Here is a 20065-nt window from a genome sequence, read left to right as displayed (position 1 = left end):
ATGCATGCACGCCATCACCCGCCGCACCGCCCTTGTCCTTGGCTTTGCCGCACTCGCGGCCTGCGGCCGCCGCGCGGACGAAGCTGACGAACCCGTTTCACGCGGTGACCTTTACCCCGGAGAGACGCCGGAGATGCGGCGGCTGATAAACCGCTATGCCGATGTGCATGACATTCCGCCCTCCCTTTTGCACCGCGTGATCCAGCGCGAGAGCGGCTACAACGCAGGCGCACGCAACGGGCCCTATTACGGGCTGATGCAGATTCTGCCGCAGACCGCCCGCACCATGGGCTATCGCGGCACGCCGCAGGGGCTGCTGGATGCGGAAACCAACCTGCAATATGCCGGGAAATACCTGCGGGGGGCTTGGCTGGTGTCGAACGGCAATCAGGAGCGCGCGGTGATGTGGTATGCCAAAGGCTATTACTATGAGGCCAAGCGCAAGGGCATGCTGGTGGAAACCGGCCTGCGGTCCTAGGCGCGTGTCTTGAATGGCCGTGACTTTGGGCGGCCAAGTGCTGGTCGGTGCATGCACGGCGTGGGGTCGGGCGGACGGCTGGCAGGCGGGCCGCTTCTCGGCGCACGATCAGTTCCAGCGGGTCATACAGCAACCCACCGCCCCAGGCGGCGCCGGGCAGGCTGTCGGGCTTGAATCGGATGCGGCCGATTTCCAGTTCCGTCCGGGCAAAGAATTTGCGTTGCGTGACAATGCCTTCGGGGTCGCGCCATGTGGTTGTGATCTGGCCTGCGGTGATGGTGCAACGGAAATAGACATCGACCTGGTGAAACCCGCTGGCCGGATCGTGAAACTCGTTGACCAGCGCAGGGTCGCCCACGGCCACGGTCAGGCCGGTTTCCTCATGCACCTCGCGGATCAGGTTGTCGGGCAAGGATGTGCCGGGCACCACGCCCCCGCCGGGCGCGCACCAGAGGTCGGACTGGCCACCTGGATAGGCATTGACCAGCAACAGAAGGTCGCGGTGCAGGATCAGGGCGCGCACGGCCAGACGGGGGCTGCGGTGTTTCATGCGGCAGGCATCAGATTTTGCCGGGGCGGATGCGGTTCACATGGCCCATCTTGCGGCCTGGGCGCGCCTCGCCCTTGCCGTATAGATGCAGCGCGGTGCCACGTTCGGCCGCGAGTGCCGGAACCCGCAGGATATCGTCACCGATCAGGTTTTCCATCACCACATCGGCATGCCGCCCGCCGTCGCCCAGGGGCCAACCCGCAACAGCGCGTATATGCTGTTCGAACTGGTCCACCGCACAGCCGTTCTGCGTCCAGTGGCCGGAATTGTGCACCCGGGGGGCGATTTCGTTGACCAGAAGGCCCTGTGGCGTCACGAACAGTTCCACCCCCATGACGCCCACATAATCCAGCGCGTTCAGGATGCGGGCGGCCAGCAGCACCGCATCGCTGCGCTGGCCGGGCGACAGGCGGGCGGGGACGGTTGTTGTATGCAGGATACCGTCACGGTGCACATTCTCGCCCGGATCATAGGCGGCGACCGAGCCGTCAAGGCCGCGCGCGGCGATCACCGAGACCTCATGGCTGAAGCTGATGAAGCCTTCCAGCACCGCAGCCGCACCGTTCATCGCGGCAAGGGCGGCAGGCGCATCGGCGGGCTCGCGCAACCGGGCCTGGCCCTTGCCATCATAGCCCAGACGGGTGGTTTTCAGGATGGCGGGGGTGTCGATGGCGGCGATTGCGGCTTCAAGATCGGCGGCGGAGTTCACGGCGTGATAGGGGGCGGTTGTCAGGCCCAGCCCGGTCAGGAAATCCTTTTCCGCGATGCGGTCCTGGCTGATGGCCAGCGCGCGGCGGTTGGGGCGGATGGGGCGCAGGGCCTCCAACGCGTCAAGCGCAGCCGTCGGGATGTTCTCGAATTCATAGGTGATGACATCGACGCTGGCAGCAAAGGCGGCAAGGGCGGCGGCGTCATCATAGCTGGCGGTTGTGACGCGGTGCGCCACATCGGCGGCGGGGGGGGATGCCATGGGTTCATAGATATGGCTGCGAAGGCCCAGACGGCTGGCGGCGACGGCCAGCATGCGGCCCAACTGGCCGCCACCCAGAATTCCGATGGTCGAACCGGGGGGGAGGGGCTCAGTCATCCTGCGGTTCCTCGGGGATCGAGGCGCTGAGGGCCGCGCGCCACGCGTCCAGCCGGGCGGCCAAGGCTGCGTCGTTCAGCGCAAGGATGCCCGCCGCCATCAGCCCGGCATTGACAGCACCTGCCGCACCGATGGCCATGGTGGCCACGGGAAAGCCGCGCGGCATCTGCAGGATGGAATAAAGGCTGTCGACGCCCGACAGCGCCTTGGTCTGCACCGGCACGCCGATGACCGGCAGCCGGGTTTTGGAGGCCATCATGCCGGGCAGATGCGCGGCCCCGCCGGCACCTGCGATGATGACCTGCAAGCCACGCTCCACCGCCGTCTTGCCGTAGGCCCAGAGCCGGTCGGGCGTGCGGTGGGCCGAGACGATCTTTGCCTCCCATGCCACGCCGAGGCTGTCGAGGAGAACCGATGCCTCTTTCATCGTTGGCCAGTCGGACTGGCTTCCCATGATGATTCCCACAACTGGCGCCATGCGCTGCCCCCTATGCCCAGAGGGCGGCACTATAGCGGCGGGGCGGGCAGGGGCAAGGTTCAGGCGATGATGTCGGGGATAAGCTGATCCTCGATCTTCACGATCTGGTCTTTCAGCGCCAGTTTCTGCTTTTTCAACCGCCGCAGCGTCAGCTGGTCGCCCCGCGCCGCCGTTTCCAGCGCGTGAATCGCATCGTCAAGATCGCGGTGCTCTCGCCGCAGCACACCCAGCCGGATGCGCAGCATCTCTTCGAAGTTGAGTTCGGTTGGCGCGTTCATGGCGGGGCTCGGTGTATGAGTCGGATCTGGCAGTGCATGGAAATATAGCGATTTTCTGCTGATGCGGGAAGATTTCTGCATTTGTGCCGCAGTTTCGCCCCGTGGTCTTGCCTGCATTGGTGGCCTTGGCATGCAACCCTTGTGCAGCGCAGGCGCATTCCCCATATGCTGTGTTGCGGGTGCCCGTCATGGGGCCCGGCTGCGATATGTCGCTTTCATCAAGGGCAAGTCGGAATGACGAAACTGAATTTCGGGGGCCACCCCTACCTTCTGGGGTTCGAGCAGCTGGAACGGCTGGTCGAACGCACGGCAAAGACGGCGGGCGAGGGTTATCCGCCGTTCAACATCGAGGCGGTGGCGGAAAACGCCTATCGCATCACCCTGGCGGTGGCCGGGTTCCGCGAGGATGACGTGGCGATCACGGTCGAGGACCGCCAGCTGGTGATCCGCGGCAGGCAACCCGAGGATGACGGAAACCGGGTGTTTCTGCACCGGGGCATCGCGGGCCGGGCGTTTCAGCGCAGTTTCGTGCTGGCCGAGGGTGTCGATGTGGCCGGGGCGATGATGGAACACGGGCTGTTGCACATTGATCTGCACCGCGCCGTGCCTGATGTGGTGGTGCAACGCATCCCCATCGGACGTGGCAGCAAAGGATAGGAGATGGCGATGAACACGAAATACACCAACATGCCCGAAGTGCCCGCCGGCATCGTTTATGTGCGCAGCGTGGCGGTGGCCGATCTGCCGCAGGATGTGCAGGATCAGGTCGAGGGGATCGAAGTGCTTTACTCGCTGCACCGGTCCGACGGGGCCCGGCTGGCGCTGGTGAAAGACCGCGCGATGGCCTTTGCGCTGGCGCGGCAGAATGATCTGGCCCCGGTGAACGTGCATTGAGAGGCTGACCGGGCCGCAGCCGCTGGCCACCACGCAGCAAAAAGCCGCCACCCCTGCGGGTGGCGGCTTTTGTCATGTGATGCTGATCAGCCGGCGATCAGGCCCATGGATTCCAGCTTCAGGATCACCTGATGCGCGCAATGGTCCACGCTGACATTCTCGGTATCGACCACCAGTTCGGCCTTGGTCGGGGCCTCGTAGGGGTCGGAAATGCCGGTGAATTCCTTGATCTTGCCTTCGCGGGCCAGTTTATACAGGCCCTTGCGGTCACGGCGTTCGCATTCCTCGACCGAGGTTGCCACATGCACCTCGATGAAGGCGCCGTAAGCCTCGATCATCTCGCGCACGGCGCGGCGGGTGGCGGTGTAGGGCGCGATCGGGGCGCAGATGGCGATGCCGCCGTTCTTGGTGATTTCCGACGCGACATAGCCGATGCGCTTGATGTTGATGTCGCGGTGTTCCTTGGAAAAGCCAAGTTCGGATGACAGGTGCTTGCGCACCACGTCACCATCCAAGAGCGTGACCGGACGGCCGCCCATTTCCATCAGCTTCACCATCAGCGCATTGGCGATGGTGGATTTGCCGGAACCGGAAAGGCCAGTGAAGAACACGGTGAAGCCCTGTTTCGACCGTGCGGGCGATGTGCGGCGCAATTCCTTGACCACGGCAGGGAAAGAGAACCATTCGGGGATCTCCAGCCCTTCGCGCAGGCGGCGGCGCAGTTCGGTGCCGGAGATATCCAGCACCGATGTGCCCTCGGGGATCTCGTCTACCGGGAAGTATTGTGCCTTTTCAGACACATAGACCATCTGTTTGAAATCGACCATCTCGATGCCGATCTCGGCCTGATGCTGTGCAACCAGTTCCTGTGCGGCGTAGGGGTCGTAAAAATCCTTGCCCTGGCTGTTCTTGCCGGGGCCGGCATGGTCGCGGCCCACGATGAAATGGGTCAAGCCGTGGTTCTTGCGGATGATCGCATGCCACAAGGCCTCGCGCGGGCCACCCATGCGCATCGCGAGGTTCAGGAGCGACAGGTGGGTGGTGGACGCCGGATACTGGTCCAGCACCGCCTCATAGCAGCGCACGCGGGTGAAATGGTCCACGTCGCCGGGTTTGGTCATGCCGACGACCGGATGGATCAGCAGGTTGGCCTGCGCTTCGCGCGCGGCGCGGAATGTCAGTTCCTGATGCGCGCGGTGCAGCGGGTTGCGGGTCTGGAAGGCCACCACACGGCGCCAGCCCATCTTGCGGAAGAAGGCGCGCAGTTCGTTGGGCGTGTCGCGGCGGGCCTTGAAATCGTAATGCACGGGCTGCTGGATGCCAGTGACCGGGCCGCCCAGATAGACTTTGCCCGCCGTGTTGTGCAGATAGTTCACCGCAGGATGCGCCAGATCGTCGGCACCAAAGACCTGTTCGGCCTCATGCGCCTTGTTGGGCACCCATTTGTCCGACACCGACATGATCGCCAGAATGACGCCCTCGGCATCGCGCAGCGCGATGTCCTGGCCCGGCGCGATGCCTTCGGCGAATTTTTCCGACACGTCCAGCGTGACCGGCATCGGCCACAGCGTGCCGTCGGCGGTGCGCATGTTGTCAACGACGCCGTTGTAATCGGCCTCGGACAGGAAGCCCTTCAGCGGAAAGAAGCCGCCATTCATCAAGAGTTCAAGGTCACAGACCTGCCGCGCGGTCAGATCCCAGGAGGGCAGGTTGCCCGCCTCGAGCTTCAGCTTTTGCGCGGACTCGGCGGAAACGAACAGTTCGGGAATGGGTGCATGGTTGGGAAGGGACATCGACAGATACGCCTCTGTGGGAAATGGTCGTGGGGTCACCCCCGGCTGTGCGCGGGCTTATCCTGCCATGGCTACGCAATTCAAGCGTCGCAAGGTATTTTTCTGCTGTGAATGCTGAAAATGCCGCCATGTGCGGCATGCATGACAGCGCAGGACAGGCGAAAAAAGCCCTGTTGGCCCTGCATCAACCGCGCGTGGCGTCCGTGGCGGGTGCGAGTTGAACCGCGTCCAGGTTGGCCTTGCGCAATTCAGCGGCGGCATCATCGTAGAGGAATGGCAAAAATGCGTAGCGGCGCCCCGCCGTTACCCGGCTGACCTTGTGCAGCAGCGAGCAGGAAAACACCACTGCACCACCCGGCGGGGCCTTGAAACCCTGCGGCCCATATTCGGGGAAGGACACTTCGCCGCCCTCGAAATCGTCGTTGAGGTTGATCGATACGGCGAAGCGGCGGTGCGCGGTGCCCAGTGTCGTATTGTCGCGGTGTGGCGCGAAATGACCACCTTCTGCGGCATCATAGCAGGCCACGAGGTAGCGTTCCATCCGCGTGACCTGGAACTGATGCACCTTGGCGATCTCGGGCACGACCCGCCGCAGGATCCGGCGCTGGGTCTGGGCGATGAGATCGGCATCGCTGAGGTTCACATCGCGGCGGACCTTGTGGTTCTTGTCATGCAAGCCGACTGTCTTGCCGTCGATCTGCCGCATGAAGCCCGACATTTCGCCGCCTTGGGCATCATAGATATCCATAAGCGTTTTGCAGAACTCAGGCTCGAACACGCGGGGCAGATACAGGATCGGGGCCTGAAGTGGCATGCCGGCAAAACGGTGTGGCGGCGGAAGCGCGTCGAGACGGGCCATCAGACGCGCAAAGTCGCTGCCGTCGGCGGTGAAGTGGACGATGTCGATCACGCGCAGCGTGGGGTCGGTGATGACCCAGAGCGCAAGGCGCGCCGATGCCGCGGGATCGACCGGCACCGCCCCGTAAAGCCGACTGGCCTTCAGATCAAAATCATAGATGTGGCGGTAGCCCGGAAACCTGTTGGCAACGCGGGCGGCGGATTCATCCTCGGGATCGGTGGATATGCCGAAAAAGCATGCGAAATCGTCGTTGAAAATGTCGGGTCGCGCATGAGCTGCCGCCAGTGCCCGCTGCGCCGCCGGATGCGCCGCAGAGTGGTAAAAGCACAGCACCAGATACCGGCCGGCAGCTGTGTCGAGCGCATAGCGCGGATTCACGGACGATCGCTGGGTAAAGTATGGCGCAGGATCGCCGGGAGACAGGCGGACAATTTCGGACATCGGTTAAAATCCCATCGCTGCTGACGGAAAATTTATCCTGCGTTTTCCGCACGCGTCAATCCTTGCGGCTAGCTGTGGCCCGCCAGAAACCGTTCGGCATCAAGTGCGGCCATGCAGCCCATGCCGGCCGAGGTGACGGCCTGCCGGTAGACATGATCCGTCAGGTCGCCCGCTGCGAACACGCCGGGAATCGAGGTAAGCGTGGTGCCGGGCTGCACTTTCACATAACCGCCGTTGTGCAGCTCCAGCTGGTCTTTCACCAACTCGCTGGCGGGGGCGTGGCCGATGGCAACAAAGAATCCGTGGCAAGGCACGTCTTTGACCTCGCCGGTGATCAGGTTGCGGCTGCGCACGGCGGTGACGCTGGCGGGGGCGTCGGTGCCCAGAACCTCGGTGACTTCGGAATTCCAGATCACCTCGATCTTTGGGTGTTTGAACAGCCGGTCCTGCATGATCTTTTCGGCGCGCAACGTGTCGCGGCGGTGGATCAGCGTGACCTTGGTGGCGAAATTGGTCAGGAACAGCGCCTCTTCGACCGCCGTGTTGCCGCCGCCGATCACCACCACCTCGCGGCCCCGGTAGAAGAACCCGTCGCAGGTGGCGCAGGCCGACACGCCGAACCCCTTGAATTTCTCTTCCGATGGCAGGCCCAGCCATTTGGCCTGCGCCCCGGTGGCGAGGATCACGGCATCGGCTGTGAAGGTGGTGCCACTGTCGGCATGGGCGGTGAAGGGGCGCTGAGACAGATCGAGGCTGGAGATATAGTCGGATATCACCTCGGCCCCCATGGCCTTTGCGTGATCCTCCATCCGCAGCATCAGGTCGGGGCCCTGAACGTGGCTGTCACCCGGCCAGTTTTCCACCTCGGTCGTGATGGTCAGTTGGCCGCCGGGTTGCAGGCCCTGCACCAGAATCGGGTTCAGCATCGCGCGCGCGGCATAGACGGCGGCGGTATAGCCCGCCGGGCCGGAGCCGATGATCAGAACTTTGGTGTGACGTGTCTCGGCCATGATGCCCCCTCGCGATGCGCAGCGTCTTCATATAGGCGCTGCATCACAGGGCGGAAAGCCCCAAAGGCGGGTTGCGGCCATGCACCGATTGCCGTAACAGAAGCGACAAAATCTTGCGCAAACGCGAAATAATATTGCGCAGATCAGGTGAAAATCGTAACGTCTGCGCGAACAGGGAGAGCGGCATGGCCGGATCGAAACTTGATCCTATCGACAGGCACATTCTGGCCGAATTGCAGGCCGATGGCCGCATGACCAATGTGGAGCTTGCCAAAAGGGTGGGCATATCGGCGCCGCCCTGCCTGCGCCGTGTGCGCACCCTGGAAGAAGCGGGGTATATCCGCGGCTATCACGCCGACATTGACCCGCGCGAGCTGGGGTTCGAGGTGCAGGTGTTTGCCATGGTGCGGCTGCAAAGCCAGGCCGAGGCCGATCTGTCGGCGTTCGAGAAACGCTGCCGCGAGTGGTCGCTGGTGCGCGAATGCCACATGCTGAACGGCGAGATTGATTTCATTTTGAAATGCGTGGCGCCGGATCTGTCAACCTTTCAGAACTTCCTGACGGAACAGCTGACGGCGGCGGCGAATGTGGCCTCGGTCAAGACCAGCCTCGTGATCCGATGCGCCAAGGATATGCCCGGCGTGCCGTTCGATGTGCTGGAAGCGCGGCTGAACCGCAACGCCTGACACCGGTTGCCGGAATGCAGAAGGGTCGGAGAGGGCACTCTCCGACCCTTCTGCATGATAGTGGCGTGGTTCAGCGGGCGGCGATGGCGCGCTGCTTTACCGGGGCCGGGGCGGCTTTCAGCGCGGCGGGGCGCGTCTTGCTGCCACGCTGGAACGGCAGGGCAACCTGCATGTTTTCGGCTGCGGCGACGGCGGATTTCATCCAGCGGTGATCTTTTTTCATGGTCTGTCCCTCGTTCCGTATCTGTTGGCTCATTGGCCTTGAACACAGAATGCCGGTGCATTGCGGCGGCGATTGGCCATTACCTGCGCGTAAACATGGTTTCCAAAAAATTTCGCGCCGGGAGCCACTTCAGGTTAACGCAGCGTAAACCATTATTTCGGAAAGGAACATAACCACAGGTTGTTTTGAAATGCGGCGCTGGCGTGTCCTAGAGGCGGATAACCGAGATCAGCCTGCCATAATCGGCCTCACCGGCATGGGTGGCGCGGCGGAAGGAAAAGAACCGTTCGGCATCGCGGTAGGTGCAATGGCGCGTCCATTCGGCCTGACCGATTCCCGCCGCGCGCAGCCGGTGCAGGCCATAGCCCGGCAGATCGAACAGCGCGCGGTCGCCGTTCCCGCCCGCAAAGAAACGGGCCGAGGCGGGGTCTTCATCCAGAAAGGTTTCGACAAATTCCGGGCCCACCTCATAGGCGGGCTGGCTGATGCAGGGGCCGATCACCGCGCTGATGGCCGCGCGCCGCGCGCCAAGGGCAATCATCGCCTCGACCGTCGCCTCCAGCACGCCGTCGCGGGTGCCGCGCCAGCCGGCATGGGCCGCGCCGATCACGCCCGCGCCCGCATCGGCGAACAGCACGGGCTGGCAATCGGCGGTCAGCACCGACAGGGCAAGCCCCGGCGTGGCCGTGACCATGGCATCGGCGCGCGGGCGGGCGGCGCCGGGCGTGGTGACATGCAGCACATCGGCGGAATGCACCTGATGCACCCCGGCCAGATGATCGGGCGACACATCCATCGCGGCGGCCACCCGGGCGCGGTTGATCGCCACAGCCTCGGCCAGGTCAGAGCTGCCGGTGCCGCAGTTCAAGCCCTTGAAAATGCCCGAAGATGCCCCGCCCTTGCGGGTGAAGAACCCGTGGCGCAGCGGGGCCAGGGCGTCTGCGGTGACAATTTCAAGCATCAGTCGAACCCCGGTGGCGGCGGACTGGCGGCAGGATGCACCGCCAGCGCCTTGAACAGCGTTCCCATTTCCTGCGGGTGGGTCAAGCGCCGATATGCGGCCAGATGGCTTTCAAGCGCCGCACCGGCCAGATTGCGCGCCAGCCGGTCGGCCCGCTGCGCGATGCCAAGGCGTTCCAGCAGCAGGCCCTGCCCGATCAGCGGGGCCGTGCGGCATGGGGCGGCGGCGGCGGCAAGGGCGGCGAAATCGACATGTGCGGTCAGGTCAGCCTTGCCCGGTGCGGCCAGCGGGTCGGCAAAGGCATGCGCCTGCACCGCCTGCAACGTGTCGCCCAGCGAATGCCAGCCGCCATAGTCGATGATCAGTGCGGCCCCGCCATGCGCGGCGATGCGGGCGGCAATCGCGGCCATGACCGGGGCAGCGGCGGGGCAATGTTCCACCACGTCGCCGTCGCTTGTATCGGCCAGCCGGTGCGCCAGCAGCGCCAGAGGCGCGGTGGCCGACAGACCGAAGGTCAGCATCTCGCCCGACAGGCCCACCATCCGCTCGCACCAGCCCGCACCGCTGCGTTGGAACTGGCGGATCGGCAGGGCATCGAAAAACTCGTTGGCGATCAGGAACAGAGGGGCGTCGGGCAGTTCCGCGGCACTGTTCAGCCAGTGCGCGGGGTGCCCGGCCAATGTGGCCTTTTGCCGGGCGCGCAGGGTGGCTGACGCCTCGACCAGCACCACCTTTGCGCCCGCGTGAAACCCGGGAACGGCGCGGGTGGCGCGCAGGGCATCGGCCATCAGCGTGCCGCGCCCCGGGCCGATCTCGGCCAGCGTGAACCGGGCCGGTGCGCCCTGATCCTGCCAGGCTTGCGCCAGACATAGCCCCAGCAATTCGCCGAACATCTGGCTGATTTCCGGCGCGGTGGTGAAATCGCCCGCAGCGCCAAAGGGGGCGCGCGTGGTGTAATAGCCGTGGTCGGGGTGCAGCAGGCATTCGGCCATGTAATCGGCCAGCGTCATCGGCCCGGTGGCCTTGATCCGCCGCGCCAGAAGGGCCGCCAGCGGCGTCATGCCACCCGTCGCGCCCGCAGGATGAACCAGACCCCGACGGCGATCATCGGCAGCGACAGCGCCTGCCCCTGCGTCAGCCCCCAGCCGCCGATCTGCCATGCAAGGCCCAGCGGGTTGCCTTCGGTCACGAATTGCGCATCGGGCTGGCGGAAAAACTCCACCAGGAACCGCGCCGCGCCATAGCCGGCAAAGAACAGGCCCGCGATGGCCCCCGGCCAGCGCAGCCAGCCCCGGCTGTAGATCAGCCACAGCAGCACCGCGCCCAGCAGCAGCCCCTCCAGCCCCGCCTCATAAAGCTGCGAGGGGTGACGGGCGCAGATGCCCACGACGCCGGGACAGGTCTGCGCCGCCTCACCCGGAAAGGCCACGCCCCAGGGCATGCTGGTGGGGCGGCCCCACAGCTCGGCATTGATGAAATTCGCCAGACGGCCCAGCAGCAGGCCGGGGGGCGTCGCCACTGCCATCAGATCGGCGGCTGACAGCATGGGAATGCCTTCGCGTCGGCAAAAGACATAGGCTGCCACCACGACGCCCAGAAAGCCGCCGTGAAAGGCCATGCCGCCCTCCCACACCCACAAGATCTCACGCGGGTTGGCCAGATAATAGCCGGGCTGGTAGAACAGCACATAGCCCAGCCGCCCACCCAGAACCACGCCCAGGATCACCCAGGTCAGCAGCCGTTCCACCTGATCGGCGGTCATCGGCGGGCCACCCGGCCACAGCCGCGCATCGCGCAACAGCCGCAGGATCAGCCGCCAGCCGATCAGCAGCCCGGCGATATAGGCCAGCGCATACCAGCGCAGCGCCAGCGTGACACCGAACAGATCAACCGAGAAAATCTCGGGCGCCACATCGGGGAAGGGAAGATAGGCCATGCGCTTTCCTTTTGGCGGCGTTTCTCGGGCGGGGCTGCGGCGATGTCAACCTTGCGCCATGGGCCGCTGCGGACCATATAAGGGAAAATTGCGAAGGAAACCGCCATGCAGACCCGCAACAAGTTTTTTGACGACATGTCGCAGCTGATGACCAACGCGATGGGCGTGGCGCAGGGTGCCAAGACCGAGGCCGAGACGGCGATGAAAGGCTTCATCGACCGCTGGATGGCCGACCGCGATTTCGTGACCCGTGAAGAATTCGACGCAGTGCGCGCCATGGCCCAGAAAGCGCGCGAGGAAAATGACGCGCTGGCGGCCCGCATCGCCGCGCTGGAAGCACGTCAGGGCTGATATCGGCCGCGCCAAAAGGCAAAGCGCCGGAGCGGTCAGCCCGGCGCTTTGCCTGGGCGTGATGCAACATGGCGTGATGCGCGACGAATGGGTGATGTGCGAGGGTTTGTATTGGTGGAGCCAGGCGGGATCGAACCGCCGACCTCTTGAATGCCATTCAAGCGCTCTCCCAACTGAGCTATGACCCCACCGGAGGTGCAGCGCGGCATCTTGGGTGCCGCCGCGTTGCTGTTGGGCTATCTAGTGAAGGCCGCAGGGGGGTGCAAGGGGAAAAAAGCGCCCCCGCTGCGGATTGTCTTACACGTCTTCTTCGTCGCCGGCCACATCGGCCAGATCATCCAGCGACACGTTGTCGTCGGCGTCGTCTTCCAGCAGGTCATCGTCCAGTTCCGCGTCATCGGCGGGTTCGGCAACCAGCAGATCATCATCGGTTTCCAGATCGTCCACCAACACGTCATCGTCCTTTTCAGGCGCGACACGGGCGATCACGGCGGCCACGGCCTTGCGGCGCGCGCTTTCGATATCCACGACCTCGCCGGTGTAGGGGCTGACGATCGGGGTTTTGTTCAGGTCGTAGAAACGTTTGCCGGTGGTCGGGCAAATGCGTTTCGTGCCCCATTCTTCTTTGGGCATGGTGGTTCCCTTGCAAGGCTGGCTGGTCCAGAATTGCAGTCGCTTGCCACAGGTGGGGGGGAGTGTCAAAGCCTTTCGGCAGGGCGCGCGCTGCTGTGAAGATGGCCGCGAAGATCGGGGTTTCGGGGGTTTCATTGGCCTGCCACGCGGCTATTCTGCGGGTGCCCAGTCAAGAGATGCCATGCCCGTTCTGCCCGGATTGCCCGCTGTCGAGATCACCCTGCGCCGGTCCGCCCGGGCGCGGCGGTTTTCGCTGCGCGTGTCGCGGCTTGACGGGCGGGTCACGCTGTCACTGCCGCTGCGCGCGCGCGAGGCCGAGGCGATGGCCTTTCTGCGCGATCAGGAGGGCTGGATACGGCAGGCGCTGGCCTCGGTCGCCCCGTCGGCGGTTGTGGGCATCGGCACATTGTTGCCGGTCGAGGGTGCGCGGCTGGTGCTGCGGCCCGGCACCGGGCGGCTGGTGCGGGTGGAGGGCGATTCGCTGCTGGTGCCGGGCGATCCCGCGCGGGTGGGCACCCGGGTGGCCGCGTTCCTGCAGGTGCGGGCACGCGACCGGCTGGCGGCGGCCTGCGACCGGCATGCGGCGGCGCTGGGGCGGCCCTACAGCCGCCTGACATTGCGCGACACCCGGTCACGCTGGGGGTCATGCACCAGTGACGGCGCGCTGATGTTTTCGTGGCGGCTGATCCTGGCCCCGCCCGAGGTGCTGGATTATGTGGCTGCGCATGAGGTGGCGCATCTGGCCGAGATGAACCATTCACCCGCCTTCTGGGCGGTGGTGGCGCGGCTGTGCCCCGGCTACACCCCGCGCCGTGCCTGGCTGAAGCGGCACGGGCAGGCGCTGCATGCATTCCGCTTCGATGCGGGGGCTGAAGGCCAAGGGGATTGACCGCCCGTGCGCGCTGGTGCTTGGGTGACGCATGCTGACGCCCCGCCCCTCGGATTCCACCGCCGCGCTGCATGACAGGCTGTATCGCAGCCTGCGCGCGCAGGTGATGCATGGCGAAATGGCCCCCGGTCAGGCGCTGACCCTGCGCGGGCTGGCCAAGACCTTCGACGTGTCGATGACCCCTGCGCGCGAGGCTGTGCGGCGGCTGGTGGCCGAAGGTGCCTTTACCCTGTCATCCTCGGGGCGGCTGACCACGCCCGAACTGACGCCGGAACGGATCGAGGAGCTGGCCGCGATCCGCGCGCTGCTGGAGCCTGAACTGGCCGCCCGCGCCCTGCCGCGCGCGCATTTCGCGCTGATCGACCGGCTGGCCGCGATCAACAGCGCCAGTGCCGAGGCGGTGGCCAAGGGTGACGCCGTGGCCTATATCCGTACCAATTTGGAATTTCACCGCACGCTTTACCTGCGCGCGCAGGCCCCGGCCATGCTGGCGCTGACCGAAACGGTCTGGCTGCAACTGGGGCCGACGATGCGGGCGCTGTATGGCCGGCTCCGGCGCAACGAGCCGCCACACCACCACCGCGTCATTCTGGCTGCCCTGCGGGCGGGCGATGAGCCCGGGCTGCGGCTGGCCGTGCGCACCGATGTGACGCAAGGTCTGCGGCATCTGGCGGGCTGACCGCGCCCGGGGTAAGGGGCAGGGGAAGCAACGCCAGACAACGAGGCCAGAATGACCGTTCATATCGGGGCAAAGCCCGGTGAGATTGCCGAAACCGTGCTGCTGCCCGGTGATCCCTACCGCGCGCGCTGGGCGGCGGAAACCTTTCTGACCGATGCGCGGCTGGTGAACGAGGTGCGCGGCATGCTGGGCTATACCGGCACATGGCGCGGCCATCCGGTGACGATCCACGGCAGCGGCATGGGGATGCCGTCACTGTCGATCTATGTGAACGAACTGATCCGCGACTATGGCGCGCAGACGCTGATCCGCATCGGGTCGGCGGGCGGCATGCAGGATCGGGTGAAGGTCCGCGACGTGGTGCTGGCGATGAGCGCCTGTTCGCTGTCCACCCCCTCGCGCGGGATATTCCGTGAGCTGAACTTTGCCCCCACCGCCGATTTCGGCCTGCTGAAGGCCGCATGGCAGGCGGCAGAGGCGCTGGGCGTGCCGACGCATGCCGGGCAGATCTATTCGTCGGATGTGTTCTATGACGAACGCGATGATCTTCAGGCTGCCATGCAGCGCCATGGCGTGCTGTGCGTGGAGATGGAGACGGCCGAGCTTTACACCCTCGCCGCCCGCCATGGCCGCCGCGCGCTGTCGGTGCTGACAATCTCTGACCATCTGCTGACGGGTGAGGCTTTGCCGTCGGATCAGCGCGAACGCAGCTTTGGCGACATGGTGGAAATCGCGCTGACGGCGGCCTTTGCCTGACCGGCCTGCGGGCGGGGCAGCATCGCCCCGTCCGCAGTTCAGGAACAGCAAGGGAACGGCCATTGCGCCGGCCCGCACGCCGTCGCCGGGCACCTGATTTCTGCCTGCGGCACAACCCCCGCTTGGTGACAATCTATTTCATTTTGTTTTTATCTCTCCACAGCTTAGGGTGCCCCGTGATGCAATGGGAGAGAGACGGATGCGGATGTTTTCAATCGGGCTGGCGGCCCTGGGGATGGGCCTTGCCCTGCCTGCCGCCGTCGCGGCGCAAGACCTGATCGGCGGCTATGTCGCCTATATCGGCGAGGATGACCTTTACAATTCCAGCGGCGCACGGCTGTCTGAGCCGTGGCAGGTGCTGCGGCAGGACCGGGCGAATTTCCACCGCTTTGGCATCAGCCAGAACGGCGACGAATGGGATCCCTTCTTTGGCGATGCAAACAACCGCGCCGCGATGGAGCAGATGGTGATTGACGGCGGCGTGTCATCCGCGGCCCGCCGCCTGCTGTTGCAGGGTGGGGCGACAGTCTATGTGAACATCTGGGGCAACGGCGGCGTTGGCCGCTATGTCGAGGTGGAGGTGACGCGCTAGCCAGCGCGCGCCACCGCCGGGCCGTGCGACGTGAACTTTTGGCCCGGCGGACCTGCACGCCAATCGTTCAGCCGCGCCAGCGCCGCCACAGCAGCCGCAGCGCATAGGCGGGCAGGGCAAAGGCCTCACGCAATATCATGCGGGCATGCTGGCGCGGGTTGATGTCGGCGCGGGCAAATCCGAGGGCGGCACCTCTGGCGCGCAGGCCCAGCATGCGGGCCGTCAGCAGCGCGCGGGGGATGTGGTAGTAATCCGTCACGATGGTGATGCGCGCACCGGGCGGCACCAACGGCGTGGCAAAGCGCAGATTGTCCAGCGTGGTGGTAGATTGGTCTTCGCACAGGATCGCCGCCGCAGGCACCCCTTGCCTCCGGCAGATTGCGGCGGCCACCAGCGCCTCGGCAGGCGGATGCCGCCCCGTGCCCCCGGTGGTGATCAGCAGCGCGGCCCCTGATTGCAGAAACACGCGCGCGCCGTGTTCGGCCCGCCGCCGCAGGGTGGGGCTGGCCTGCCCCCCCGGCCAGACCGCCGCGCCCAGCACGATGACAACGCCGGGGCCATTGGTGGAAATCACACCACCCGTTCGACCATCTGCTTCTTGATCTCGGCAATCGCCTTGGCCGGGTTCAGGCCCTTGGGGCAGGTCTTGGCGCAGTTCATGATCGTGTGGCAGCGATACAGCTTGAACGGGTCTTCCAGATCGTCCAGCCGTTCGCCCGTCGCCTCGTCGCGTGAATCGATGATCCAGCGGTAGGCGTGCAGCAGGGCGGCGGGGCCAAGGTAGCGGTCGGAATTCCACCAGTAGCTGGGGCAGGAGGTGGAGCAGCAGGCGCACATCACGCATTCGTAAAGGCCGTCCAGCTTTTCACGGTCGTCGATCGACTGGCGCCATTCCTTTTGCGGGGTGTTCGATTTCGTCTCCAGCCAGGGCATGATGCTGGCATGCTGCGCATAGAAATGGGTCAGGTCGGGGATCAGATCCTTCACCACCGGCATATGCGGCAGCGGATAGATTTTCACGTCGCCCTTCACCTCTTCCAGCCCATAGATGCAGGCCAAAGTGTTGATGCCGCCGATGTTCATCGCGCAGGAACCGCAGATGCCCTCGCGGCAGGACCGGCGGAAGGTCAGCGTGGGGTCGATCTCGTTCTTGATCTTGATCAGCGCGTCCAGCACCATCGGGCCGCATTTGTCCATGTCGACAAAATAGGTGTCCACCGCCGGGTTCTTGCCGTCATCGGGGTTCCAGCGGTAGATCTGGAACTTGCGCACATTCTTGCCATCCGGCTTTGGCCAGGTCTTGCCGGTGCGGATTTTCGAGTTTTTCGGAAGCGTGAACTGAACCATGGCTTATCTCTTCCAGTCAGGGCGGGTGTAGAGCGGCTGCGAAGGCGGCTCGCCAGAGCGTTGGAAAACGCAGGAATCATACAGGGCCGCCGGATCACGGCCCATCAGATAGTCGGAGGTGATGGTGATTTCGCCCTTGGCCCCAAGGCCATAGGTGCCGCCGCCGATGCCGATCATTCCGCGCGGCTGCTGCGCTAGGCGGGCACGTTCAAAGCATTGCGCCTCGGCGGTTTCGCGCGACACGGGGCCGCAGGCGGCCAGCAGGGCCAGCAACAGGATCGCGGCGCGGGTCATGCGGGCAACACCGGCAATTGCTGCGCCAGCAGGCATTGCGTGGTGGCCGGGCGGCGCGCGATGGCCAGCACCGTCTGCACCGTCGATGTGCCCGCCCGCGTGCCCACATCCCGCGCCAGCGACGAGATTTCGCCCGCCGAGGCATTGTCGATCACGCAATTGGCCACGCCCTCGGCCTGCGGCGCGGGCATGTATTGCTGGACGACCGGCACCACCACCGATTTCGCGGCGCGGCGGGCGACGGAATCGGCCATGTCCTGCGGGTTGCAGGCGGCCAGAAGCAGCAACGCAGGCAGGAAAACTGTTTTCATCATGATCCACTCACCACTGATTTCCGGTGCAGATCATACAGATGGACTGCCCCGGCACTCTTCAACAAGTCGTAGAGAGCGGGCGATCCGGCAGAAATAGCGAACTCCCGCTCATCGGGGTGGATCGGGATGACCTGATAGAGGTTCACCACCTGATCCGGGCCAATCTTGATGGTTGCCGCATCAGCAGGCAGGAAATCGGGCCACCAGATCAGCACGGCGGTCATGCGCGTATCAGGGCCCAGCGGTTCGCCAAAGTCGACGGTCTGCATCGGGGCAATGGCCGTCTCGGCCAGATGCGGATAGCGCGCCGTGCGTTTGAGCGTGGCAAGGGGATGAAAACTGTCCTCGGCGGCTGCAAGATCTTCTGACGACAGCGGCACCGGCCAATCGGCGGGCAGCGCGATCATCAGTTCCGCGCGTTTCCAGAACCAGCCGTTTTCAACATGCGGCGGCACGGACATTTCGACAAAGCTCATGCCGATGGTCGAGATCACCCAGAAATCCTGTCCCGGTCTGGGGGCGAAGGGGAGCAGGTCAAGATGAACCTTGTCCGACACGATCTCGTGCATCACATGCGGGGCGGTGCCGAAGTGAGCGGTCAGCCGCGCTTCGACCAGTTTGTAAAGCCGCTCTCCATCTCCGCCAGCGGAAGGGACGTCCTGCGCCGTGGCAGGCTTTGCAGCCACCACGGACAGGATGCCAGCAAGAAGGTTGCGGCCAAGGCTCATCAGAACTTCCGCTCTGCCGGGGCGATTTTCTTCAGGCTGATGCCGCCGTCCGCCTCGGCCGTCAGCGGGTCGGTGTGCACCGGGCGGAAGTCCAGCCGAACATTCGCGCCATCCACCCAGGCCAGCGTGTGCTTGCGCCATTCGGCGTCGTTGCGGGTGGGGTGATCCTCATGCGCATGGGCGCCGCGGCTTTCGGTGCGGGCATGCGCGCCATAGATCGTGGCCAGCGCATTGGGCATCAGGTTGGTCAGTTCCAGCGTTTCCATCAGGTCGCTGTTCCAGACAAGGCTGCGGTCGGTGACTTTCAGGTCGCCGACCTTGCCTGCGATCGCCGTCATCTTGCGTTCGCCGTCCGCCAGTGTGGCCTCGGTGCGGAACACGGCGGCGTCGGATTGCATGGTTTTCTGCATCTCCAGCCGCAGGTCGGCGGTCGGGATGGCCCCATTGGCATGGCGCAGACCGTCGAAACGGGCCAAGGCCTTGTCCACCTCGGCCACGTTCACCGGGGCGCTGCGGGTGGCGGGGTCAACGATCTGGCCTGCGCGGATCGCGGCGGCGCGGCCGAACACCACAAGGTCGATCAGTGAATTCGAGCCCAGACGGTTCGCACCATGCACCGATGCGCAGCCAGCCTCGCCCACGGCCATTAGGCCGGGGAACACCGCATCGGGGTTGTCAGCGGTGGGGTTCAGAACCTCGCCCCAATAGTTAGTGGGGATGCCGCCCATGTTGTAATGCACGGTCGGCAGCACAGGGATCGGTTCCTTGGTCAGGTCCACCCCGGCAAAGATGCGCGCGGATTCGGAAATGCCGGGCAGCCGCAGGTCCAGCGTTTCCTTGGGCAGGTGGTTCAGGTGCAGGTGGATATGATCCTTGCCCGCGCCCACGCCCCGGCCTTCGCGGATTTCCAGCGTCATGCAGCGGCTGACATAGTCGCGCGGCGCCAGATCCTTGTAATGCGGGGCATAGCGTTCCATGAACCGCTCGCCTTCGGAGTTGGTCAGATACCCGCCTTCGCCGCGCGCCCCTTCGGTGATCAGACAGCCCGAGCCATAGATGCCGGTCGGGTGGAACTGCACGAATTCCATGTCCTGCAAAGGCAGGCCCGCCCGCGCCACCATGCCGCCGCCGTCGCCGGTGCAGGTATGGGCCGAGGTCGCGCTGAAATAGGCCCGGCCGTAACCGCCGGTCGCCAGCACCACCAGCTTGGCGTTGAACACATGCATCGTGCCATCGTCCAGCTTCCAGGCCACGACGCCGGTGCAGCGCCCGTCGGTCATGATCAGATCAAGCGCGAAATACTCGATGAAGAATTCCGCCTTCTGCTTCAGGCTTTGGCCGTAAAGCGTGTGCAGGATGGCATGGCCGGTGCGGTCGGCGGCGGCACAGGTGCGCTGCACCGGGGGGCCCTCGCCGTATTCCGTCGTATGGCCGCCAAAGGGGCGCTGATAGATCTTGCCCTCTTCAGTGCGTGAAAACGGCACGCCGTAATGTTCCAGCTCATACACCGCCTTGGGGGCCTCGCGCGCCAGATATTCCATCGCGTCGGTGTCGCCCAGCCAGTCAGACCCCTTCACGGTGTCATACATGTGCCATTGCCACGAATCCGGCCCCATGTTGGCAAGGCTGGCGGCGATGCCGCCCTGTGCCGCCACGGTATGCGAACGGGTCGGGAAAACCTTGGTCACGCAGGCGGTGCGCAGGCCCTGTTCGGCCATGCCCAGCGTCGCGCGCAGACCGGCACCACCGGCACCAACCACCACGACATCATATTCGTGGGTCTCATAGGGATAAGCGGTCATTCGTTT

At 64.9% G+C, this 20065-nt stretch carries 26 protein-coding genes, 1 tRNA gene and 1 pseudogene; 9 read left to right on the top strand and 19 right to left on the bottom strand.

The window, feature by feature from the left end:
• Nucleotides 1-4 precede the first annotated feature (4 nt).
• On the top strand, nt 5-478 hold the full coding sequence (locus GEU84_RS08425) for a lytic transglycosylase domain-containing protein (protein WP_174539524.1): 474 nt from the start codon (nt 5-7) through the stop codon (nt 476-478).
• Between the two features lie 100 nt (nt 479-578).
• Here GEU84_RS08425 and GEU84_RS08420 read toward each other — a convergent pair.
• The 4 genes and pseudogenes from GEU84_RS08420 to GEU84_RS08405 form a co-directional block, all read right to left on the bottom strand.
• A pseudogene (locus GEU84_RS08420) lies at nt 579-1028 on the bottom strand (NUDIX domain-containing protein); the annotation flags it as partial.
• Nucleotides 1029-1038: 10 nt separating this feature from the next.
• A complete protein-coding gene (locus GEU84_RS08415) occupies nt 1039-2115 on the bottom strand; it encodes a 5-(carboxyamino)imidazole ribonucleotide synthase (RefSeq protein ID WP_174539523.1) in 1077 nt (358 codons plus the stop codon).
• Nucleotides 2108-2593, bottom strand: a complete 486-nt coding sequence (gene purE, locus GEU84_RS08410; RefSeq protein ID WP_174539522.1) for a 5-(carboxyamino)imidazole ribonucleotide mutase — start codon at nt 2591-2593, stop codon at nt 2108-2110. The genes GEU84_RS08415 and purE overlap by 8 nt, the downstream gene beginning before the upstream one ends.
• 59 nt (nt 2594-2652) lie before the next feature.
• Nucleotides 2653-2871 carry a YdcH family protein gene (locus GEU84_RS08405; RefSeq protein ID WP_174539521.1) on the bottom strand — a complete coding sequence of 73 codons (219 nt, stop codon included), beginning with the start codon at nt 2869-2871 and terminating at the stop codon, nt 2653-2655.
• 234 nt (nt 2872-3105) lie between these two features.
• Here GEU84_RS08405 and GEU84_RS08400 point away from each other — a divergent pair, with 234 nt between their 5' ends.
• Complete coding sequence (locus GEU84_RS08400) at nt 3106-3528, top strand: Hsp20 family protein (protein ID WP_174539520.1); 423 nt, start codon at nt 3106-3108, stop codon at nt 3526-3528.
• A gap of 9 nt (nt 3529-3537) precedes the next feature.
• Nucleotides 3538-3765 carry a DUF1150 family protein gene (locus GEU84_RS08395; RefSeq protein ID WP_174539734.1) on the top strand — a complete coding sequence of 76 codons (228 nt, stop codon included), beginning with the start codon at nt 3538-3540 and terminating at the stop codon, nt 3763-3765.
• 86 nt (nt 3766-3851) lie between these two features.
• Here the strand turns inward: GEU84_RS08395 and GEU84_RS08390 are convergent, their stop codons facing one another.
• From GEU84_RS08390 to trxB, 3 genes are all read right to left on the bottom strand, one after another.
• Complete coding sequence (locus tag GEU84_RS08390; protein WP_174539519.1) at nt 3852-5558, bottom strand: bifunctional sulfate adenylyltransferase/adenylylsulfate kinase; 1707 nt, start codon at nt 5556-5558, stop codon at nt 3852-3854.
• Between the two features lie 184 nt (nt 5559-5742).
• Nucleotides 5743-6858: a 2OG-Fe(II) oxygenase gene (locus tag GEU84_RS08385; RefSeq protein WP_174539518.1), complete on the bottom strand. Its 1116-nt coding sequence runs from the start codon at nt 6856-6858 to the stop codon at nt 5743-5745.
• 68 nt (nt 6859-6926) lie between these two features.
• Nucleotides 6927-7868 (bottom strand): thioredoxin-disulfide reductase, encoded by a 942-nt coding sequence (gene trxB / locus GEU84_RS08380; protein WP_174539517.1) that lies wholly within the window; start codon nt 7866-7868, stop codon nt 6927-6929.
• Nucleotides 7869-8053: 185 nt separating this feature from the next.
• On the opposite strand from trxB, the gene GEU84_RS08375 reads away from it, so the two are divergent.
• Nucleotides 8054-8554, top strand: a complete 501-nt coding sequence (locus GEU84_RS08375; protein ID WP_174539516.1) for an Lrp/AsnC family transcriptional regulator — start codon at nt 8054-8056, stop codon at nt 8552-8554.
• 70 nt (nt 8555-8624) lie between these two features.
• Here GEU84_RS08375 and GEU84_RS08370 read toward each other — a convergent pair whose 3' ends face one another.
• The 4 genes from GEU84_RS08370 to lgt all read right to left on the bottom strand — a co-directional run bounded on the left by GEU84_RS08370 (nt 8625) and on the right by lgt (nt 11674).
• The gene (locus GEU84_RS08370) at nt 8625-8777 is read right to left on the bottom strand and encodes a hypothetical protein (protein WP_174539515.1); all 153 of its coding nucleotides are present in this window, start codon (nt 8775-8777) and stop codon (nt 8625-8627) included.
• A gap of 208 nt (nt 8778-8985) precedes the next feature.
• Complete coding sequence (pgeF, locus tag GEU84_RS08365; protein WP_174539514.1) at nt 8986-9738, bottom strand: peptidoglycan editing factor PgeF; 753 nt, start codon at nt 9736-9738, stop codon at nt 8986-8988.
• Nucleotides 9738-10799, bottom strand: a complete 1062-nt coding sequence (locus tag GEU84_RS08360) for a class I SAM-dependent methyltransferase (RefSeq protein ID WP_174539513.1) — start codon at nt 10797-10799, stop codon at nt 9738-9740. Before GEU84_RS08360 ends, pgeF begins: the two co-directional genes overlap by 1 nt.
• A complete protein-coding gene (gene lgt, locus GEU84_RS08355) occupies nt 10796-11674 on the bottom strand; it encodes a prolipoprotein diacylglyceryl transferase (protein WP_174539512.1) in 879 nt (292 codons plus the stop codon). Before lgt ends, GEU84_RS08360 begins: the two co-directional genes overlap by 4 nt.
• A gap of 105 nt (nt 11675-11779) precedes the next feature.
• Here lgt and GEU84_RS08350 point away from each other — a divergent pair, with 105 nt between their 5' ends.
• Entirely contained in the window at nt 11780-12025 is a 246-nt protein-coding gene (locus tag GEU84_RS08350; protein WP_174539511.1) for an accessory factor UbiK family protein, read from the top strand.
• A 112-nt stretch (nt 12026-12137) separates the two neighbouring features.
• Here the strand turns inward: GEU84_RS08350 and GEU84_RS08345 are convergent.
• Both GEU84_RS08345 and GEU84_RS08340 read right to left on the bottom strand, forming a co-directional pair.
• Nucleotides 12138-12213 (bottom strand) — tRNA-Ala (locus GEU84_RS08345).
• Nucleotides 12214-12322: 109 nt separating this feature from the next.
• A complete protein-coding gene (locus GEU84_RS08340) occupies nt 12323-12658 on the bottom strand; it encodes a TIGR02300 family protein (protein WP_174539510.1) in 336 nt (111 codons plus the stop codon).
• Nucleotides 12659-12839: 181 nt separating this feature from the next.
• On the opposite strand from GEU84_RS08340, the gene GEU84_RS08335 reads away from it, so the two are divergent.
• The 4 genes from GEU84_RS08335 to GEU84_RS08320 all read left to right on the top strand — a co-directional run bounded on the left by GEU84_RS08335 (nt 12840) and on the right by GEU84_RS08320 (nt 15574).
• Nucleotides 12840-13547: a M48 family metallopeptidase gene (locus GEU84_RS08335; protein WP_174539509.1), complete on the top strand. Its 708-nt coding sequence runs from the start codon at nt 12840-12842 to the stop codon at nt 13545-13547.
• Between the two features lie 31 nt (nt 13548-13578).
• Nucleotides 13579-14226: a GntR family transcriptional regulator gene (locus GEU84_RS08330; protein ID WP_174539508.1), complete on the top strand. Its 648-nt coding sequence runs from the start codon at nt 13579-13581 to the stop codon at nt 14224-14226.
• 51 nt (nt 14227-14277) lie between these two features.
• Nucleotides 14278-14982: a purine-nucleoside phosphorylase gene (deoD, locus tag GEU84_RS08325; RefSeq protein WP_174539507.1), complete on the top strand. Its 705-nt coding sequence runs from the start codon at nt 14278-14280 to the stop codon at nt 14980-14982.
• A 199-nt stretch (nt 14983-15181) separates the two neighbouring features.
• On the top strand, nt 15182-15574 hold the full coding sequence (locus GEU84_RS08320) for a hypothetical protein (RefSeq protein WP_174539506.1): 393 nt from the start codon (nt 15182-15184) through the stop codon (nt 15572-15574).
• A gap of 67 nt (nt 15575-15641) precedes the next feature.
• Here the strand turns inward: GEU84_RS08320 and GEU84_RS08315 are convergent, their stop codons facing one another.
• The 6 genes from GEU84_RS08315 to sdhA are packed head-to-tail and all read right to left on the bottom strand — an operon-like array spanning nt 15642 to nt 20059.
• Nucleotides 15642-16148, bottom strand: a complete 507-nt coding sequence (locus GEU84_RS08315) for a YdcF family protein (RefSeq protein ID WP_338144774.1) — start codon at nt 16146-16148, stop codon at nt 15642-15644.
• A complete protein-coding gene (locus tag GEU84_RS08310; RefSeq protein ID WP_174539505.1) occupies nt 16145-16921 on the bottom strand; it encodes a succinate dehydrogenase iron-sulfur subunit in 777 nt (258 codons plus the stop codon). Before GEU84_RS08310 ends, GEU84_RS08315 begins: the two co-directional genes overlap by 4 nt.
• A gap of 3 nt (nt 16922-16924) precedes the next feature.
• A complete protein-coding gene (locus GEU84_RS08305) occupies nt 16925-17215 on the bottom strand; it encodes a hypothetical protein (RefSeq protein ID WP_174539504.1) in 291 nt (96 codons plus the stop codon).
• On the bottom strand, nt 17212-17529 hold the full coding sequence (locus GEU84_RS08300) for a hypothetical protein (RefSeq protein WP_174539503.1): 318 nt from the start codon (nt 17527-17529) through the stop codon (nt 17212-17214). Before GEU84_RS08300 ends, GEU84_RS08305 begins: the two co-directional genes overlap by 4 nt.
• The gene (locus GEU84_RS08295) at nt 17526-18257 is read right to left on the bottom strand and encodes a suppressor of fused domain protein (RefSeq protein ID WP_174539502.1); all 732 of its coding nucleotides are present in this window, start codon (nt 18255-18257) and stop codon (nt 17526-17528) included. Before GEU84_RS08295 ends, GEU84_RS08300 begins: the two co-directional genes overlap by 4 nt.
• Complete coding sequence (sdhA, locus tag GEU84_RS08290) at nt 18257-20059, bottom strand: succinate dehydrogenase flavoprotein subunit (RefSeq protein WP_174539501.1); 1803 nt, start codon at nt 20057-20059, stop codon at nt 18257-18259. The genes GEU84_RS08295 and sdhA overlap by 1 nt, the downstream gene beginning before the upstream one ends.
• Nucleotides 20060-20065 lie beyond the last annotated feature (6 nt).

Source organism: Fertoeibacter niger, from assembly GCF_009380135.2.
Classification (GTDB): Bacteria; Pseudomonadota; Alphaproteobacteria; order Rhodobacterales; family Rhodobacteraceae; genus Fertoeibacter; species Fertoeibacter niger.
Note: the sequence above shows the minus strand (reverse complement) of the source record. Positions and strands in the feature narration are given on the sequence as shown.

What these genes read in the sequence shown, in the direction of transcription:
- GEU84_RS08370 (WP_174539515.1), bottom strand. Translation starts at nt 8,777, where the DNA reads ATGAAAAAAGATCACCGCTGGATGAAATCCGCCGTCGCCGCAGCCGAA.
- GEU84_RS08395 (WP_174539734.1), top strand. Translation starts at nt 3,538, where the DNA reads ATGAACACGAAATACACCAACATGCCCGAAGTGCCCGCCGGCATCGTT.
- GEU84_RS08415 (WP_174539523.1), bottom strand. Translation starts at nt 2,115, where the DNA reads ATGACTGAGCCCCTCCCCCCCGGTTCGACCATCGGAATTCTGGGTGGC.
- GEU84_RS08350 (WP_174539511.1), top strand. Translation starts at nt 11,780, where the DNA reads ATGCAGACCCGCAACAAGTTTTTTGACGACATGTCGCAGCTGATGACC.
- GEU84_RS08320 (WP_174539506.1), top strand. Translation starts at nt 15,182, where the DNA reads ATGCGGATGTTTTCAATCGGGCTGGCGGCCCTGGGGATGGGCCTTGCC.
- GEU84_RS08305 (WP_174539504.1), bottom strand. Translation starts at nt 17,215, where the DNA reads ATGACCCGCGCCGCGATCCTGTTGCTGGCCCTGCTGGCCGCCTGCGGC.
- purE (WP_174539522.1), bottom strand. Translation starts at nt 2,593, where the DNA reads ATGGCGCCAGTTGTGGGAATCATCATGGGAAGCCAGTCCGACTGGCCA.
- GEU84_RS08390 (WP_174539519.1), bottom strand. Translation starts at nt 5,558, where the DNA reads ATGTCCCTTCCCAACCATGCACCCATTCCCGAACTGTTCGTTTCCGCC.
- lgt (WP_174539512.1), bottom strand. Translation starts at nt 11,674, where the DNA reads ATGGCCTATCTTCCCTTCCCCGATGTGGCGCCCGAGATTTTCTCGGTT.
- GEU84_RS08375 (WP_174539516.1), top strand. Translation starts at nt 8,054, where the DNA reads ATGGCCGGATCGAAACTTGATCCTATCGACAGGCACATTCTGGCCGAA.
- GEU84_RS08400 (WP_174539520.1), top strand. Translation starts at nt 3,106, where the DNA reads ATGACGAAACTGAATTTCGGGGGCCACCCCTACCTTCTGGGGTTCGAG.
- GEU84_RS08405 (WP_174539521.1), bottom strand. Translation starts at nt 2,871, where the DNA reads ATGAACGCGCCAACCGAACTCAACTTCGAAGAGATGCTGCGCATCCGG.
- GEU84_RS08360 (WP_174539513.1), bottom strand. Translation starts at nt 10,799, where the DNA reads ATGACGCCGCTGGCGGCCCTTCTGGCGCGGCGGATCAAGGCCACCGGG.
- GEU84_RS08295 (WP_174539502.1), bottom strand. Translation starts at nt 18,257, where the DNA reads ATGAGCCTTGGCCGCAACCTTCTTGCTGGCATCCTGTCCGTGGTGGCT.
- GEU84_RS08385 (WP_174539518.1), bottom strand. Translation starts at nt 6,858, where the DNA reads ATGTCCGAAATTGTCCGCCTGTCTCCCGGCGATCCTGCGCCATACTTT.
- GEU84_RS08330 (WP_174539508.1), top strand. Translation starts at nt 13,579, where the DNA reads ATGCTGACGCCCCGCCCCTCGGATTCCACCGCCGCGCTGCATGACAGG.
- sdhA (WP_174539501.1), bottom strand. Translation starts at nt 20,059, where the DNA reads ATGACCGCTTATCCCTATGAGACCCACGAATATGATGTCGTGGTGGTT.
- GEU84_RS08300 (WP_174539503.1), bottom strand. Translation starts at nt 17,529, where the DNA reads ATGATGAAAACAGTTTTCCTGCCTGCGTTGCTGCTTCTGGCCGCCTGC.
- pgeF (WP_174539514.1), bottom strand. Translation starts at nt 9,738, where the DNA reads ATGCTTGAAATTGTCACCGCAGACGCCCTGGCCCCGCTGCGCCACGGG.
- GEU84_RS08310 (WP_174539505.1), bottom strand. Translation starts at nt 16,921, where the DNA reads ATGGTTCAGTTCACGCTTCCGAAAAACTCGAAAATCCGCACCGGCAAG.
- GEU84_RS08340 (WP_174539510.1), bottom strand. Translation starts at nt 12,658, where the DNA reads ATGCCCAAAGAAGAATGGGGCACGAAACGCATTTGCCCGACCACCGGC.
- trxB (WP_174539517.1), bottom strand. Translation starts at nt 7,868, where the DNA reads ATGGCCGAGACACGTCACACCAAAGTTCTGATCATCGGCTCCGGCCCG.
- GEU84_RS08335 (WP_174539509.1), top strand. Translation starts at nt 12,840, where the DNA reads ATGCCCGTTCTGCCCGGATTGCCCGCTGTCGAGATCACCCTGCGCCGG.
- GEU84_RS08425 (WP_174539524.1), top strand. Translation starts at nt 5, where the DNA reads ATGCACGCCATCACCCGCCGCACCGCCCTTGTCCTTGGCTTTGCCGCA.
- deoD (WP_174539507.1), top strand. Translation starts at nt 14,278, where the DNA reads ATGACCGTTCATATCGGGGCAAAGCCCGGTGAGATTGCCGAAACCGTG.